Source organism: Rahnella sp. GSA61A (genome assembly GCF_019969905.1).
Classification (GTDB): Bacteria; Pseudomonadota; Gammaproteobacteria; order Enterobacterales; family Enterobacteriaceae; genus Rahnella; species Rahnella aceris.
Genome location: NZ_JAHXYO010000002.1, coordinates 115609 through 132281 on the forward strand (window position 1 = coordinate 115609; position 16673 = coordinate 132281).

Annotated in this window: 16 protein-coding genes and 1 tRNA gene; 6 read left to right on the top strand and 11 right to left on the bottom strand. The window is 53.1% G+C overall.

The features are described from left to right. The first annotated feature begins 48 nt into the window (after nt 1-48). Nucleotides 49-699 carry an esterase gene (ypfH, locus tag LC431_RS02590; protein ID WP_223509231.1) on the top strand — a complete coding sequence of 217 codons (651 nt, stop codon included), beginning with the start codon at nt 49-51 and terminating at the stop codon, nt 697-699. Between the two features lie 79 nt (nt 700-778). Here the strand turns inward: ypfH and LC431_RS02595 are convergent, their stop codons facing one another. The 7 genes from LC431_RS02595 to acrD all read right to left on the bottom strand — a co-directional run bounded on the left by LC431_RS02595 (nt 779) and on the right by acrD (nt 9275). Next, entirely contained in the window at nt 779-1879 is a 1101-nt protein-coding gene (locus LC431_RS02595) for a phosphoserine transaminase (protein WP_013576546.1), read from the bottom strand. Nucleotides 1880-1881: 2 nt separating this feature from the next. Further along, entirely contained in the window at nt 1882-3162 is a 1281-nt protein-coding gene (locus LC431_RS02600; RefSeq protein WP_223509232.1) for a RimK family alpha-L-glutamate ligase, read from the bottom strand. Nucleotides 3163-3291: 129 nt separating this feature from the next. Next, nucleotides 3292-3477 carry a YpfN family protein gene (locus LC431_RS02605; protein ID WP_013576544.1) on the bottom strand — a complete coding sequence of 62 codons (186 nt, stop codon included), beginning with the start codon at nt 3475-3477 and terminating at the stop codon, nt 3292-3294. Nucleotides 3478-3487: 10 nt separating this feature from the next. Next, on the bottom strand, nt 3488-4162 hold the full coding sequence (locus LC431_RS02610; protein ID WP_037036933.1) for a M15 family metallopeptidase: 675 nt from the start codon (nt 4160-4162) through the stop codon (nt 3488-3490). After that, entirely contained in the window at nt 4159-5286 is a 1128-nt protein-coding gene (dapE, locus tag LC431_RS02615; protein ID WP_013576542.1) for a succinyl-diaminopimelate desuccinylase, read from the bottom strand. The genes LC431_RS02610 and dapE overlap by 4 nt, the downstream gene beginning before the upstream one ends. 1 nt (nt 5287) lies before the next feature. Continuing rightward, a complete protein-coding gene (locus LC431_RS02620) occupies nt 5288-5671 on the bottom strand; it encodes an ArsC family reductase (protein WP_119261864.1) in 384 nt (127 codons plus the stop codon). Nucleotides 5672-6119: 448 nt separating this feature from the next. Further along, nucleotides 6120-9275, bottom strand: a complete 3156-nt coding sequence (acrD, locus tag LC431_RS02625; RefSeq protein ID WP_131638150.1) for a multidrug efflux RND transporter permease AcrD — start codon at nt 9273-9275, stop codon at nt 6120-6122. Between the two features lie 343 nt (nt 9276-9618). Here acrD and LC431_RS02630 point away from each other — a divergent pair, with 343 nt between their 5' ends. Then, a complete protein-coding gene (locus tag LC431_RS02630; protein ID WP_112197529.1) occupies nt 9619-9909 on the top strand; it encodes a helix-turn-helix domain-containing protein in 291 nt (96 codons plus the stop codon). Between the two features lie 70 nt (nt 9910-9979). After that, complete coding sequence (gene nudK, locus LC431_RS02635) at nt 9980-10570, top strand: GDP-mannose pyrophosphatase NudK (protein WP_013576538.1); 591 nt, start codon at nt 9980-9982, stop codon at nt 10568-10570. A gap of 56 nt (nt 10571-10626) precedes the next feature. Here the strand turns inward: nudK and LC431_RS02640 are convergent, their stop codons facing one another. Beyond that, nucleotides 10627-11802 carry a hypothetical protein gene (locus tag LC431_RS02640; RefSeq protein WP_013576537.1) on the bottom strand — a complete coding sequence of 392 codons (1176 nt, stop codon included), beginning with the start codon at nt 11800-11802 and terminating at the stop codon, nt 10627-10629. A 255-nt stretch (nt 11803-12057) separates the two neighbouring features. On the opposite strand from LC431_RS02640, the gene LC431_RS02645 reads away from it, so the two are divergent. Continuing rightward, nucleotides 12058-13125 (top strand): DUF1176 domain-containing protein, encoded by a 1068-nt coding sequence (locus LC431_RS02645; RefSeq protein ID WP_223509233.1) that lies wholly within the window; start codon nt 12058-12060, stop codon nt 13123-13125. 99 nt (nt 13126-13224) lie between these two features. Here LC431_RS02645 and ybcJ read toward each other — a convergent pair whose 3' ends face one another. Together ybcJ and folD are read right to left on the bottom strand one after the other, a co-directional pair. Continuing rightward, a complete protein-coding gene (gene ybcJ, locus LC431_RS02650) occupies nt 13225-13443 on the bottom strand; it encodes a ribosome-associated protein YbcJ (protein ID WP_013576535.1) in 219 nt (72 codons plus the stop codon). A 32-nt stretch (nt 13444-13475) separates the two neighbouring features. Further along, nucleotides 13476-14348 carry a bifunctional methylenetetrahydrofolate dehydrogenase/methenyltetrahydrofolate cyclohydrolase FolD gene (gene folD / locus LC431_RS02655; RefSeq protein WP_013576534.1) on the bottom strand — a complete coding sequence of 291 codons (873 nt, stop codon included), beginning with the start codon at nt 14346-14348 and terminating at the stop codon, nt 13476-13478. 185 nt (nt 14349-14533) lie between these two features. On the opposite strand from folD, the gene LC431_RS02660 reads away from it, so the two are divergent. Both LC431_RS02660 and LC431_RS02665 read left to right on the top strand, forming a co-directional pair. Beyond that, nucleotides 14534-15445: an L-lactate dehydrogenase gene (locus tag LC431_RS02660; protein ID WP_223509234.1), complete on the top strand. Its 912-nt coding sequence runs from the start codon at nt 14534-14536 to the stop codon at nt 15443-15445. A gap of 146 nt (nt 15446-15591) precedes the next feature. Continuing rightward, nucleotides 15592-15668, top strand: a tRNA-Arg gene (locus LC431_RS02665). Between the two features lie 137 nt (nt 15669-15805). Here LC431_RS02665 and LC431_RS02670 read toward each other — a convergent pair. After that, nucleotides 15806-16453 carry a phosphatase PAP2 family protein gene (locus LC431_RS02670; RefSeq protein ID WP_037036989.1) on the bottom strand — a complete coding sequence of 216 codons (648 nt, stop codon included), beginning with the start codon at nt 16451-16453 and terminating at the stop codon, nt 15806-15808. Nucleotides 16454-16673: the final 220 nt, after the last annotated feature.

Genomic DNA, 16673 nt, shown 5'->3' on the forward strand with positions numbered 1-16673 from the left:
CGGCGGGCGGCGTATAGTGAACTCATTAAATGACAACGGGAGAGAGCAATGAGCTCAGAACAAATTATCGTCCAGCAGCCGGAAGAAATCGCTAACCAGCTGATTTTATTATTTCATGGCGTGGGTGATAACCCGATTTCTATGGGCGAAATCGGTAAGTTTTTCGCTGTTTCATTCCCGCACGCGCAGGTGATAAGCGTCGGCAGCCCGGATATTTGTGATTTTGGCCGGGGCTTCCAGTGGTTTTCCGTGCAGGGCGTGACCGAACAAAACCGTCAGCCGCGAGTGGATGCCGCAATGCCAGCTTTTGTGCAGATTGTCCGTGACTGGCAGCAAAAAACCGGCGTTACCCCGGAACACACCACATTAGTCGGCTTCTCGCAGGGCACCATCATGGCGCTGGAGTCGACGAAAGTGGAAGAGCATCTGGCGTCGCGCATTATCGCGTTCAGCGGGCGTTTTTCAACGCTTCCGCAAAAACCGATTGCCGCCGGTACGGTGGTGCATTTCATTCATGGCGAACAGGATCCGGTGATTAATCCGTTCCAGTCGAAAAGTGCGGCAGAACGTCTGAAATCGTTGGGTTGTGAATGTACGCTCAATCTTCAGCCGGGTATGGGACACGGGCTGGATTCGCACATGATTAATACGGCGATAGCGCATTTGCAAAATTACGAACCGAAGTCGCATCAGCACTGATTTCATTGCCACTTTTATTGAAAAACGCCCCCGGCTGCATCACAACCGGGGGCGTTTTTTTAATGTCTGACTGAGGCGATTATTTGCGGTTTTTACGCATAAAATCATCCATGAAGTTAGTCAGTTTCTCTGCCGCTGGCAGTGACAGGGCGTTGTAGATAGAGGCACGGATGCCGCCAATCGCACGGTGCCCTGCCAGACCTGAGAAGCCAGCTTCCTGGCTTTCGGCCAGGAATTTCTTCTCCAGATCCGCATCCGGCAACTTAAACGCAACGTTCATGTGTGAACGGTCGGCTTTGCTGCTCCAGCCATTGTAGAAACCGTCGCTGTTGTCGAGCATTGCATACAACAGTTCTGCTTTATGGCGGTTGGTTTGTTCCATATTTTCCAGACCGCCGACGTCGTTAAGCAGCCAGCGGGTGACCAGCAGCACCACATAAATCGCAAATACCGGCGGCGTATTGAGGTTGGAATGAGATTCCACCTGGCGGCGGTAATTCAGGAATGATGGCAATTCGTCAGATGACGCTTTCACCACGGTATCGTGCACCAGCACGATAGTGACGCCCGCCGGGCCGATGTTTTTCTGCGCATGAGCGTAGATGACCGAAAACTTATTGGCATCGCACGGTTTGGACAGGAAATCGGAAGACATATCGCAGACGCGGGGTACGTCGTCGCGGCCCAAAACGCGCTGAAACTGTAACCCTTCCACTGTTTCGTTCGAGACATAATGCAGATAGGGCGCATCAGGCGAGAATGCCAGTTCTTCGTCAGAGGGCAGACGGTTGAATCCGCACGATTCGCCGCTCCACAGCACTTTTACCGGCCCTTCGCGACGCGCTTCGGTCACGACTTTACTGCTCCAGTAACCGGTATCCAGATATTCTGCCGCATGCTTCTGACCGCGCAACAGCGTCATCGGCACCATCGAAAACTGCTGCGTTGCGCCACCCTGCAGGAACAGGATATGGAAATCTTTCGACAAGCCGAGCAGGGTGCGGATGTTGTTTTCGGTTTCCTGCACAATGGCGGCAAACCAGTCTGAACGGTGGCTGATACCGAGGATCGACAGGCCGACTTCCGGCACTTCTTTTATCGCGGCTTCAACCTGAGTGAGAACGGTTTCCGGCAATGCGCCAGGGCCACCGGAGAAGTTCAGGGCGTTACGTGAAATCATGTTTATTCTTGTCCTTTAAACGCATCAGCAGAGGTGTCGGTGTGCGCAAAGGCACGGGATAACAGCAACTCGCGGCATGCTGTTTTAACTTTATTCATGTGGATTTTTTTGTGCGGGAACATCACTTCCAGATCCATTGCGTGCACCACCATCGCCGGATCAATTTCAAACACCAGCAATTCGCCGTCCGGTGTTTCGCTGCAATCGATGCCGAGATAGTCGAGCTGCGTGGTGTCATAAATCGCTTTCAGCGCCTGCTGGTGACGGGTGGCAAATTCGTGGAAGTTGTTCAGGAATGCGGCTTCTTCTTCACGCTTTTGGATATCTTCATACATGAAGGCGTTAACGTAATGCACCATCCAGTGGGATGAAATCGCCATATGACAGGCATACGGCACGCCGTCGATCAACGAAATGCGGTACTTACGGAACTGACCGTCTTCATTGCTGTAATCAATAAACTGCGACAGGAAATAATCTTCAACCTGCACGCGGGTCAGATAATCAGCCAGTTCTTCCTGACCGGTGATTTTTTCCAGACCGTGACCGCCGTGCGAACCCGCAGGGCGCAGGATCACCGGATAACTGCTGTCAGGCAGCGCAGCGTGCAGCGTGGTTTCTCCGGCAGCGACGGCAGATAACGCCGCAAACGTCATCGCATGCGCCTGGGCAATGGCTAAACCCGGTTGGTTTTGCAACAGGCGGCTGGCGGTTTGGCGTTCAGAACTCGGGATATGCTGTGGCGCATTGATCACCGGCACCGGCCAATGTTCCGTGACATCTTCCAGTTGCTGCAACAGGAACAGATTTTCGGTAGTGGCGCTGATGCCGACCATCAGTAAATCGTGTTCAGGGATCGGGGCTTCAAAAGGGGCTTCGGGCGTGATGTAGTAATAAATCAGCTCGATATCGCTGTTTTCCAGCAGGCAATCCAGCGGCACATTCGCGGAAAGCGTGCCGGGCACCATGAGTATCAGTAAGCGTAACTTCGCCGGTTGTAGCGCGGGGCAAAGGGTATAGACCTGTTGCATCGCCAGTGCCTGATTCTGAATCGTCAAACCCAGTTCAGTGCGTTGCAGGCACAGCATGACAGTGGAAAGGTTCATCCACAATACGGCGTCATCCGGGGTCTGTTGCGCACGGGTGATCAGTATCTGCGCGATGTCAGACCATTCCTCGCCTGCGATGCTCATACGTAGAAACGGAGCCAGACCCAGAAATTTCGACGCGTCAAAGCGTTCAGGCACTGCCTGATCCGCCCGGGTAATAGGTAATGTTTGCAAAGACTTGTTCTCTCCGTGCATCAGTTTCATGTTGAATGATAACGGCAGGAGGTAAAGTCAATCGGCGGAGAATCGCTAGATTATCCGCCGACTAATATTGATTAAAAGTGAGATGCTACCGGGGTGGGATTACTTTTTCTTTGGCCAGTCGTCATCTTTATCCCACTCGGCATTGTTGTCGCGATGCGGCGGGATCTCAGGTTTATCTTTCAGGAACTTTTTCACATCAACGCGGTTCAGCTCTTTGATGCCGCTGATAAACATGCCGACCAGAATGATCAGAACGATCCACCAGTAATCTTTAATCCACTCCATGGTGTACTCCTTAAAAGGGTGAGAGGGCGATAAATCGCGGGAAAAGAGTGTCCATTTGCCCGGCTAACCAGTCTGCAGCAGCGACGTCTTTTCCGGTCCAGGAACTGATCAACACCTGCGGCGTAAGCTGTTTTTCACATTCTGCCGCCAGCGGGCGGTAACTCAGATGCCAGGGTTCGACAGCCACACCGCCGCGATCTTCCGCATATGGCCGGTAAAAACCATATTCTGTCATATGCGCTGACATCCATTGGTTCAGCGGATAAAAATACCCGCCTTCTTCATATTCCCACGGCTCCAGTTGCAGCGTCTTGCCTGCCGGTAACAATGAAGGATCGTAGACATCCAGGTCACTGCCCCAGTGGTGACGGCTTGCACCCGGCAGCGCAGACCAGCGCAAAATCAGCTCGCAACGTTCTGCTGTCGTCAGCGCGCTGACATCCACCGGCTGACTGTTCTTATCTAATACTGGTCGCTCGCCGCGAAATTTGCCATTCCAGATAGCCAGTTGCCGATCGAAATCACGAAAGGTGCTGGCCGGTTGCAAGTCAAAACCGGCTTCACGGGCTGCCAGACGCATTTTTTCGAATGCCTGCGCCGCTTCCTTCTGCAAACGATGCGGCCCGTCGCCGATAATCACCAGATGCGCAGCGGAGCGTCCGGTCAGCATCTCGTGAGTGATCATGCGACTAATTGTTCCATGATGCGCTGATACATGCGGCTGAGCACCTGCAGATCGGCGGCATGTACGCATTCATTGATTTTGTGGATAGTCGCGTTGACCGGCCCGAGTTCAACCACCTGCGCCCCCATCAGCGCGATAAAACGCCCGTCAGAGGTACCACCGGTAGTTTGCAGTTCCGGCGTGATTTCACTGTAATGGCGCACCGCATTGACTACGGCATCCACCAGCTCACCGCGTGATGTCAGGAATGGCTGGCCGGAAACCACCCAGTTCAGGGTGTATTGCAGGTTATGGCGATCCAGTAATTCGGCGACGCGCTGTTTGATGATGGCATCAGTCAGCTCGGTGCTGAAACGGAAGTTGAACTGCACATAAAGTTCGCCCGGAATGACGTTGTTGCTGCCGGTGCCCGCGTTGATATTGGCAATTTGCATGCTGGTTGGCGGGAAGAATTCGTTACCATTATCCCACACGGTGGCGACCAGCTCATTCAGCGCGGGCATGGCGCGGTGTACCGGATTATCCGCAAGATGCGGATACGCCACATGCCCCTGAACGCCATGCACATGCAGGTTGGCGGTCATGGAACCGCGACGGCCATTTTTCACAATATCGCCGACGCGCGTGGTGCTGGAAGGCTCGCCGACCAGACAGTAATCAAGGCGCTCATTGCGTGCCATCAGCGCGTTGACCACTTTGACGGTGCCGTTGACGGCGCTGGCTTCTTCATCAGAAGTGATGAGAAAAGCCAGACGACCCTGATGATGGGGATTGGCGGCGACAAACCGCTCTGCTGCCACTACCATCGCCGCCAGTGAGCCTTTCATGTCTGCCGCGCCGCGACCATACAGCATGCCGTCGCGCAGCGTTGGCTCAAACGGGCCGGTAACCCACAGCTTATGATCGCCGGTAGGGACCACATCGGTATGCCCGGCAAAGGCCAGGGTTTTGCCTTCACCACGTGTCGCCCAGAAATTCAGGGTATCGCCAAAATGCATCGGCTCAATGTGAAAACCAATGGCCTCAAGGCGGGCAATCATAATCTCCTGGCAACCCGCATCGTCCGGGCTGAGGGAAGGGCGGCGGATTAACTGTTGCGCTAAATCGAGAACCGGACAACTCATGTTACTTCACCTGTGCAAGGAATTGCTGATAGCTTTCTGGTTTGAATCCCAGCAGAGACTGGCCTTCTGGCGCCAGTAAAAACGGACGTTTGATGACAGCCGGATGTTCGAGCATCAGCGCTTTGGCGCTGGCTTCGTTATCACAGGCTGCGCGCGTGGCCTCATCGAGCTTACGCCAGGTAGTGCCACGGGTATTGAGCATCGCTTCCCAGCCTTGTTTATCTAACAAATCCTGCAGCAACGCGGCATCCAGCCCTTCGACCCGATAATCATGAAACTGGCATTCAACACCGTTTTCTTCCAGCCAGCGGCGGGCTTTCTTAACGGTGTCGCAATTTTTTATGCCGTAGAGAATAAATGAGTTTTGAGCTGAAGTTGTTGCCATAGAAAAACGTAACCTGTCAGTAAAATAAGCGCTTTTTAGCTGCGCTGATAAGTGGCGTCAGAGAAGGACACATAATGAGGCAAAACGCCGGCAGGATCCAGACGGGGCGGGATTGTGATCGCGCTTAAAAATTAGTCACGGAGTTTTTGCATGGTCAAAAAATAAACGTATACTGCCAGCGTCCAATCAAGGGGAGTAAAATGTTAGAGCAAGAATTAGGTCACTGGAAAGACTTTATCGACCGTATGTTGAAAGCGTAATTGCCCACATCGTTACCGACAAAGCAAAGAAAAGATTTATTCTCAGTGCAGCACGTCATTATAAAAAACGTTTGTTCAGGAAGACCATTACGTTGCATTTAGCGACGATTCTCACCGCCAGTAAATCATGAATAAAAAAGGCGTTAATGTGAATTAACGCCTTTTTTGTTGCCTGCGATCCGGCGTTTTTACCGGTGCTCGGCGGGGACTGTTTCCACGATATCAGCAATTACCGGTGCAGTGTGTTTGCCCGGGAAACGACGGCGAATCAATACAAAGAACAGCGGTACGAAGAAAATCGCCAGCACCGTGGCGGAAATCATCCCGCCGATCACACCGGTACCGACGGCGTGCTGGCTGCCTGAACCGGCCCCCATGCTGGTCGCCATCGGCAGAACGCCGAAAACAAATGCCAGCGAGGTCATCAGAATCGGACGCAGACGCATTCTGGCGGCTTCGAGCGTGGCCTCCAGCAGTTCCTTCCCGCGAACATTCAGGTCATTGGCAAATTCGACAATCAGAATGGCGTTCTTCGCTGACAAACCGATGATGGTCAGCATACCGACCTGGAAATACACATCGTTTTCCAGCCCGCGCAGCCAGGTGGCAATCACCGCGCCGAGCACGCCGAGCGGCACCACCAGCATGACGGAGAACGGAATGGACCAGCTCTCGTACAACGCCGCCAGACACAGGAACACCACCAGCAGGGAAATCGCATACAGCGCCGGTGCCTGAGAACCTGACAGTCTTTCCTGATACGACAGACCGGTCCATTCCAGACCAATACCCACCGGCAACTTCGCGACCAGTTTTTCCATGTCATCCATCGCAGTACCGCTGCTGATGCCCGTTGCCGGTTCACCGACAATTTCCAGCGCGGAATAGCCGTTGTAACGCTCAAGACGCGGCGAACCTGTCAGCCATTTCGACGTGGCGAAAGCGGAGAAGGGAACCATGGTTCCGGCGGAGTTTCGCACATACCAGCGGTCAATATCGTCCGGCAGCATGCGGTATTGTGCCGCGGCCTGCACGTAGACTTTCTTCACACGGCCACGGTCAACGAAGTCATTGACGTAGGTTGAGCCCCACGCGGTACTCAGCGTGCTGTTGATATCAGAGATAGCCACGCCCAGCGCCTGCGCTTTCACCTGATCGATATCGATCTGCAACTGCGGGCTGTCATCCAGACCGTTGTGACGCACGCGGGTCAGGTTGCTGTCTTTGGATGTCATGGCCAGCAACTGATCGCGCGCCGCCATCAGCGCATCATGACCAAGCCCGGCGTGGTCCTGTAATTCCATATCAAAGCCGGTGGCGCTGCCCAGACCGTTGATGGCGGGCGGGCTGCTGGCGATCACGCGCGCTTCGGTTATCTTGTTAAACGCTTTGGTCGCCCGTTCAATCAGTGCAAAAGAAGAATCGCCTTCGCCGGTGCGTGCATCCCAGGGCGTCAGGCGCACGAACATACGCGCAACGTTTTGCCCGTTACCGCCGGGGCCAGCACCGATGGTTGAGAACACCGAAAGCACGTCTTTCTTATCTTCAGTCAGGAAATACTTTTCGACCTTTTCCACCACTTTTTGTGTCTGCTGCAGCGTTGAACCCGGCGGCAACTGAACCTGAACAGTGAACACGCCACGGTCTTCCATCGGCAGGAAGGAGGTGGGCAGTTTGATAAACATCACTGCCAGCAAGGCGACCAGTGCGGCATATCCCAGCATATAACGCAGGCTGTTACGCAGAACCCTCGCCACGCCGTTTTCGTAGCGACGTGCGTTGCGGTCAAACATGCGGTTAAACCAGCCGAAGAAACCGCGTTTACCGTGATGATGTCCCTGCGCGACAGGTTTGAGAATGGTCGAGCACAGCGCTGGTGTCAGCGTCAGCGCGACGAACACTGACAGCACCATCGCCGAGACAATGGTGATGGAGAACTGACGGTAAATCGCGCCGGTAGTGCCGCCGAAGAATGCCATCGGCACGAACACCGCCGACAGCACCATGGTGATACCGACCAGCGCACTCTGAATTTGTCCCATCGATTTTCGCGTGGCCTCTCTGGGGCTGAGGCCTTCTTCACTCATCACGCGCTCGACGTTTTCCACCACCACGATGGCATCATCCACCAGCAGGCCGATGGCGAGCACCATCGCGAACATCGTCAGAGTATTGATGCTGTAACCGAACTGATGCAGCACGGCGAACGTCCCCAGCAAGACCACCGGCACGGCAATTGTCGGGATCAGCGTAGCGCGGAAGTTTTGCAGGAACAGATACATCACCAGGAACACCAGCACGATCGCTTCAAACAGCGTTTTCACCACGTCGGTGATCGCCGCTTTAACAAACGGCGTGGTCTCGTAAGCGATTTCGGCTTTCAGACCGTGCGGATAATAGTGAGAAAGCTCATCAAGGCGCGCACGGACGGCTTTGTCGGTTTGCAGTTCGTTGGCACCGGACGCCAGTTTAACGCCCATCCCTGACGCAGCCTGTCCGTTATAACGGCTGAGCAGGGCGTAGTTTTCCGCGCCGAGACCGATGGTGGAAACATCGCCAAGTTTGACCTGCGAACCGTCCTGATTCACTTTCAGGGTGATCTGGCGGAACTGTTCCGGCGTCTGTAACTGTGCCTGGGCATTAATGGTGGCATTCAGGGCCTGAAAATCCACCGAAGGTGCGCCGCCGAGCTGACCGACAGCGACCTGACTGTTCTGCGCTTTGATGGCGGTGACCACATCGGCGGTGGTCAGCTGGTAATTATTGAGCTTGTCCGGATCCAGCCAGATGCGCATCGCGTATTGTGAACCGTAAGCATCAATGCTGCCGACGCCGGGCACGCGGCTCAGCGGATCCTGAATGTTGGACGCCACATAGTCGGCGATATCCTGCTTATCCATGCTGCCGTCGGTGGAGACAAACGCCACCATCATCAGGTTGGTGTCACCGGTTTTTGACACCGTCACACCCTGCGTCTGCACGTCCTGCGGCAGGCGTTTCAGCGCCTGCTGCAACTGGTTTTGCACCTGTTGCAGCGCTTCGTTGGGATCGGTACCGGCGGTAAAGCTCAGGGTTATCTGCGACTTACCGTCGTTACTGCTTTGCGATGACATGTACATCAGATTATCGAGGCCGGTCATGTTCTGTTCGATAATCTGGGTAACGGTATTTTCTAATGTTTGTGCTGATGCGCCGGGATAAGTTGCAGAAATCCTGACGTTTGGCGGAGCCAGATCGGGATACTGTTCAACCGGCAGAAAATAGATCGCGAGTGCGCCGGACAAGGAAATGATGATCGCTAAAACCCAGGCAAAGATTGGGCGATCGATAAAAAAGTTAGCCATGCTTCAGGAACCTCGTTGTTACTCTGGCGTGAGTAACTAACATCAGCAAACAAACAGAACGTCAGTAATCTGACAAAAAAATCCCCTGAGCGCTATTTTCTCATAGGCAGTCTCAGAGGCGGAACCGTCCCGACGGGACTGAGCAAGTGTTAGAGTGGAGTTCTACGTCAGTGCACTTTACCTTCTCATGTCGCATAAAACGTGGAGAAATAAAGGAGATAATGTAAAAAAAACCTCCCTGTACACAGGGTTATCCCGCAGACAGATTTGCTGATACCGTCTACGCTTTGACAGCCTGCTTTTTTATGACACGCATTCGTATGTCCACACTGGAGCCGTTCAGATGAGTTTGATGTTAAATTCGGTTTTCGCCCGTCGTCTCTACCTTTGCTGGTTGCTGGACTCTGAACAAAAACCGAACGTACCAAAACTGATGGAAATCACCGGCTGGCCGCGCCGCACCTTGCAGGACGTACTGAAAGCGCTACCGGGTATGGGTGTCGAACTGGAATTTGTGCAGCAGGGTGTGCGCAATAATGACGGTTATTATCAGCTTTCCGGCTGGGGGCCGCTGGATGCGAAGTGGGTTGAACGCCATCGGGAACAACTGCTTAATGCAATTGAGCACGGCTGAATCTGGCGTGCGCGGTGTAATGCCGCTATGATGTCTGGCTTCTCTCACCCTCTGAGCGGAGGCACGCTTTATGTCATCTGATGACAAGTCATCCCGGATCGAAAACGTTCAAAACCAGTTACTCTCTGATAACTGGTATGTTCTTCGCAAATACACCTACGATTTAATCAAACGTAATGGCGAACGCCAGCCGCAATCCCGTGAAGTGTATGACCGGGGAAATGGCGCGACTATTCTGCTTTATAACCGTCCTAAAAAAACCGTTCTGCTGATCAGACAGTTCCGTATGCCGACCTACGTCAATGGCAACCCGACCGGTATGTTGCTGGAAACCTGCGCCGGTTTGCTCGACAACGATTCGCCGGAAGATTGCATCCGTAAAGAAGCCATTGAAGAAACCGGTTTTGCAGTGGGCAAGGTAGATAAACTGTTTGAAGCCTATATGTCGCCGGGCAGCGTGACCGAAATCGTGCATTTTTTCGCGGCAGAATACGATGAGTCGCAGCGTCAGAACGCCGGTGGCGGCGTGGAAGACGAGGACATTGATGTGCTGGAGGTGCCGTTTACCGAGGCGCTGGCGATGATCAAAGATGGGCGCATCAGAGATGGTAAAACCATTATGTTGCTGCAATATGCGCAGATTCAGGGCTGGCTGGCGTAAAGATGACCGGCGAAAATGCATCTGAGGCAAAGGCACCCGCGGGTGCCTTTGTTATTTCAGTGTTCCAGGTTTATTGCGGTGCTGCCCGCGTGGCCTTTCATGGCAGACCATGGCAGAACGGACCATTCCGGGCCTTCGCATGAACGCATGACACGGGCAAACGTCGGATCAAAATACAGCCCTTTTTGCGTGAAATACCAGGCCGGGAATTGCCAGACCGACGGGTCTGAATAATCACAATCGTCTTCGCTTTCTTCCGTCGGCTTTTTCATCTGTTGCGGATAAGCCGCGGTCAGTTGTTTCACCAGCCACGGCGCCCATTTCTTATCGCGGTACTGCGCGAAGGTATCGAAATCCACATCGTTTTTACCCGTAAGGGCGCGATCTTCAGCATTCAGATAGTGGAACGGTGCGCCATCGCCCACCCAAATCACATCTTCCAGCGTCAGCGTTTCTGCGGTTTTGGCGTTCAGGTTGATCGGCGCTTCGCCGAAATCAGGATGCGCACCGCCGCAGTCATAAGAGGTAAATACGCTGATGCTGACCACATCGGGACTCATGAACTTCGGCGTCACCGTTTGCTGATATTCTCCCTGACCAAAACGGCTTGCCCCGAGCATACAGGCATGCCAGCCGCTGACTTCCTGCCATAGACGGGCGCGCAGCTTCTGGTTAATGGCTGGTAAACTGGCTTCCGGATAACCGGAGACAATCTCAAAGAAACTGATTTTTGATTGCGGTTCCGTCCACCATTGCAGCTGATAGCCCATGAAGTTTTCGTTTTTGCCCGCTTTCAGTTGCAGCGCGGATAAACGCAAATACTCGTACGGATCGGTGTGGATCAGCGAACTGAGATAGCCGTCGTCCGTGGCGGCTGCCGGTAACTGCGCGGGTTGCAACTTAACCGGCAGTGTTTTGCCCTGCGGGTTGGTCCAGTTGCCTTGCCAGTCACCGTTTTCATCTTTGGTCAGCGTCAGTTCAGGGCGCGGTGTATCGTCGAAATCATCCAGACCTTCCTGTAATTTCAGTTCCTGACCATCCAGCGCTCCGTTGAGCGGCAGATCCAGACGGTATTTTTGGTAGAAATACCGTCCGGTCACTTCGTCAGGTTTATTTAAATCGAGTTCGACGACAATGCTGGTTTTACCCAGTGTGCCGGCGTACACCACCGGAGGCTCTTCAGCCAGCGCCGGCAGTGATAACAGCGTTATCATCAAAATCAATAACTTCATCCGTATCTCCCAGAGAAATGATCTTCATCCTTTTCGCCATTATTGTTTGTTTTTGGCTCAGCCAGTGTACTGAAAGTTTCCCTGCGTCACCATTGCGGCTTCTCGTATGTCATGAAAAATTATTGTCTGCCGCAAACCCTGCGGGTGGAGTATCTCTTTATAATTTCGGGTAAAAAATGCTGCATTGAAGGCAGTCTCCTGGCGAGGGTTACGCTATTATCAGAAAGATAATTTCGAACAGAGCTGAAACTTATAATGTGCAGATGGATAACCGCCCCTTTATGCCTGCTGGCCACCATGCTGGTTTTTAGCGCCCAGGCTGAGCCGTTGCAGGCTATTTATAACGACTGGCAGGTCAGCTGTGACAACCTGAATCACTGCGTCGCGCGTAATTCGCAGGACGGGCAGGAACTGGTAATGAAAATCACCCGTGAAGCCGGGCCGGAAGGGAAATCCTCCGTCAGCATTGATTACCAGCGTAACAGTGATGAGCAGACGACGGATGCGCCGGTTGCCAGCCGCTTGCAGATGAACGGTAAGACACTGAGTTTTAATCACCGTGAATGGGATGTCAGTAAAAAACATCTTTCCACCACTAACCGTCTGGTGGTGAATGATTTTATTGCCGCGATCCGCGAAGGCAGCAGTATTCAGCTGGCAGTGAAAGCTGACCCGGCTCAGCCCGTTAAACCGGAAGTTTCACTGAAAGGGATCAAAGCTGCGTTGCTGGCCATTGATGCGCAGCAGGGGCGCGTTGGCACCAAAACGGCCTGGATTAATCGTGGTGCGAAACCGGCGAATACCGTGCCGCCCATTCCTGCCACGCCGGTTCTGCCGCGTTTCAGTGAACCGCATGCATTATCCGAAACTGAGATTTCGGCCATCACGCAGAACGCCGCCGCCACCATTGAGAATAATGATTGCAGCCTCGACCCTTCCGAACGGGAAGTGCATATTTTCGCGCTGAGCAACGATAAAGCCCTGATGACTGTCAACTGCGACATGGGCGCGTATAACCTGTATGCGCTGGGCTTCCTGGTTTCGCGTCAGGCGCCTTATAAAATGGACAATCTGGCGCTGAATATGCCGTTCAAACTGGGCGAAGATGATGATTCGCCGGAACTGATCAACGCTGATTTCGACCCGAAAACCGGTATGCTCTCGACTTACGATAAAGGGCGCGGCATCGGTGATTGTGGCGTGTCTTCACGCTGGGTGTTTGATGGTAAACAGTTCCGGCTGGCGGCATTTGCCTCTGAACCCAGTTGTGACGGTTACAGCAGCGGTGGCGAATGGCCGGTGTTGTGGGTGACGCAGCAGTAATTTGCCTTCGGCCTGTCACTCTGCCGATAAATAAAAAAATGCCCTGTGAGCTTTCGCTTGCAGGGCATTTTCTTTTGTCGTGCAACGCTACCGGAAAGATTATTCGGACGCTTTCACCACGACTTTGTTGCTGGCGAACTCGACGTTCATATCAGCAACGATTTTGCAGCGCTTACGGGTTTCGACTTTACCGTTGACCTTAACCTGGCCTTCGGCAATCACTGCTTTCGCCGTACCGCCGCTGTCACACCAGCCCATAAATTTGAGCAGATCGCACAGTTCAACGTGCGGGTGTTTTTCGAGAAAGAAAGTTTCCATGTATTCCTGACTTTTTGTGTAGTGCAAAGGGTTTAAGACTTACTGGCGCTGACGTCATGATATTCCTCGCACGCCTGCAAGGTATTCTGAATCAGCGTCGCGACCGTCATCGGGCCAACACCGCCCGGCACCGGTGTGATAAAGGAAGCTCGCTCGGCGGCGGCATCATATTCCACATCGCCGACAACTTTACCACTTTCCAGACGGTTAATACCGACATCAATGACAATCGCGCCCGGTTTAATCCATTCGCCGGGAATAAAGCCCGGTTTACCCACAGCGACAACCACCAGATCGGCATTCTCAACATGATGGCGCAGATTTTTGGTGAAACGGTGGGTGACGGTGGTGGTGCAACCGGCCAGCAGTAATTCCATGCTCATCGGACGGCCCACAATGTTGGATGCGCCAATCACCACGGCGTTCAGGCCGAAGGTTTCAATACCGTAACGTTCTAACAGCGTCACAATGCCACGCGGCGTACAAGGGCGCAGCGTCGGCGCGCGCTGGCACAGACGGCCGACGTTATAAGGATGGAAGCCATCGACGTCTTTATCCGGATGAATACGTTCCAGCACTTTGATGTTATCGATACCGGCAGGCAGCGGAAGCTGAACCAGGATGCCGTCGATTTCGCTGTCGTTATTCAGTTTTTCGATCAGGTCCAGCAACTCACCTTCAGTGGTGGTGGCTGGCAGGTCGTAAGAGCGGGAGATGAACCCGACTTCTTCACAAGAACGGCGTTTGCTGGCGACATAAATCTGTGACGCCGGATTTTCACCGACCAGCACCACGGCCAGACCGGGCGCACGCTTTCCTTCAGCCAGTCGTTGTTGAACACGCGCTGCAACTTCGCTTCTGACTTGCTGCGCAATCGTTTTACCGTCAATAATCTTTGCTGCCATCAGGGAATAAATCCATTAATTAATAAATGCAGGGGGATGCGCCTATTTTGTCAGAAGCCGCGGGCGCTGTCAGGCGTTGAATGCGAATAACTTGTTATCTGCGGATGAGAATTTAACCTGCGACAGTGGCGAAAAAAGTGTCTATTTTAGGTATGACTCTTTTTAAATCATAAGGAAAGAAACAAATGACACGCAAAGTGGGGATCATCGGTGCCGGTCATGTGGGCGCTGACTTTGCATTCTCTCTGGTCACGCAGGGGCTGTGTGACGTGATTGTCTTGCTGGATGAAAACGAACCTAAAGCGGCCAGTCAGGCGCTGGAGTTGCGGGATATGGCGTCGCTGACGACCTCACGCGTGCAGGTTATCGCCAACGACTACAGCGAACTGCATGATGCCGATGTGCTGGTCATCGCCGTCGGCCCGAAAACCTTGCTGCGTGAAGATCGTCTGGAAGAACTCGCTGAGACCCGTGCCGCCGTGCGTGAAGTGATCCCGCGCGTGATTGCCAGCGGCTTTGGCGGCGTGATCGTCAATATCACCAATCCGTGCGATGTCATTACCCAGATTATTCAGCAGACCAGCGGATTCCCTGACGCACAGGTGTTCGGCACCGGCACCTCGCTCGATACCGCGCGCATGAAACGCGTGGTCGGTGAGTTCTTCGGTTTCGATCCGAAAAGCGTCACCGGCTACGTGATGGGCGAACACGGCGAATCACAGTTTGTGGCCTGGAGCACCGTGACACTTGGCGGCTGTCCGGTGGCAGAACTGGCAGGCGACCGTGACGTCGACTGGGCAACAATGAACGACGCTGTGCGCGGCGGTGGCTGGGAAATCCTGCAAGGCAAGGGCTGGACCAGTTTTGGCATCGCTACTGCAACAGCGCGGCTGGTGGATGCCATTTTGTCCGACGCCCGCAGTGTCTGGCCGGTGTCTGCCCTCGATGAACAATTGGGCGTTTATATCGGCCAGCCAGCGGTGATTGGTAAAAAAGGTATCGTACAAACATTGCGACCGGAACTGACGGCTTACGAAGGTGTCGCTTATCACGCGTCTGCCCGCGTGATTGCTGCCGCGCTGAAATCCGAAAAATAGCCGATACTGATCACATAACGTTGCAAGACAGTCCGGGAATATCGGCAAATTGTTCAGGCATTAAGCAGTGAGTTCGAAAGCCATTGACTCATCCCGGTCTGCCCGTATAATCCGAACCCGCAACGCTCCCGAAAGGGACAAGCAATGCGCCCTTAGCTCAGTTGGATAGAGCAACGGCCTTCTAAGCCGTAGGTCACAGGTTCGAGCCCTGTAGGGCGTACCATTTCAAGTCAACACACCTCTGCTGAATTCGCTTTTTCTCCTTTATATTCCCTGAAATTACTGAATTTTTCTGTCCCGGGTTCTATCGAAGTCAACTCAGTTATACCCAAATCAAGTGGTATTGTAAGTATCTCTGCTTTAGTTCCACGCGCTTTTTGAGATTTCCGGTTTCTCAGCCATAAGCCGATATTCTTCCCGCGTCCAGGGTTGTTTGCCTGTGATTTGCGTAGCGATATGTTCGAGAAGCTGCTGTGTGGGTGCTTTCTTGCCAAAGCTCATCAGTGACAGAGGGAGAATAAGCAGAATAGCTAATGGAGTGAATGTGAAATAGCGCATGTTGCGGTCGTGTTGTGTATATAAAAAGATTACGCTGCAAAGACTGCCGAGAATAAATCCTGAGATCACTTCGCTGACGGAATGAGCATGCAGTGCGAGCCGGCTGATACCCACCATAATGGCAATGAAATACCCAGCAGTAATCATCAGCCTGCGTCCGTCAGGTTGAAAACGTTGGCCTATCAGCCAGAACATGACCGGCCATAAAGTGGCTGACATCGTGGTATGCCCGCTGAAGCCTGTAAAATTAAATGTACTGCTGCCAATGCCCCAGGCGAGAAACAACAGCTTTGAGATGCTCACCGCGAGGCCAGAAATACCCAGTATAATCAGCCAGATTAATGCTGTGACTGGGTTGTCAGCCTTCCATAACATAAATAAAGCGAGGGTTATTCCGGTTGGCAAAATGAGCATGCTGTCGCCAAAATAGGTCAGGATATTCCAAAGCAAGACGTAGCCCTCGACGATAAATAGTAAATTTTCAAAAAGAATCAATCGGTAAGTGTATCAGCAGGGTTTTTTTACCAAAAGGGATTAGCTTCTCTCATTTCATTTTCAGACTGCAACCCGATTTATTTCTGTAGGGTGAACTCACCCTTGGAGTATCAGCCGCATATTCTGGCGCTGCGATAAAAGTATTAAAGAAACGCAATGAAGACCAGGCAGAACT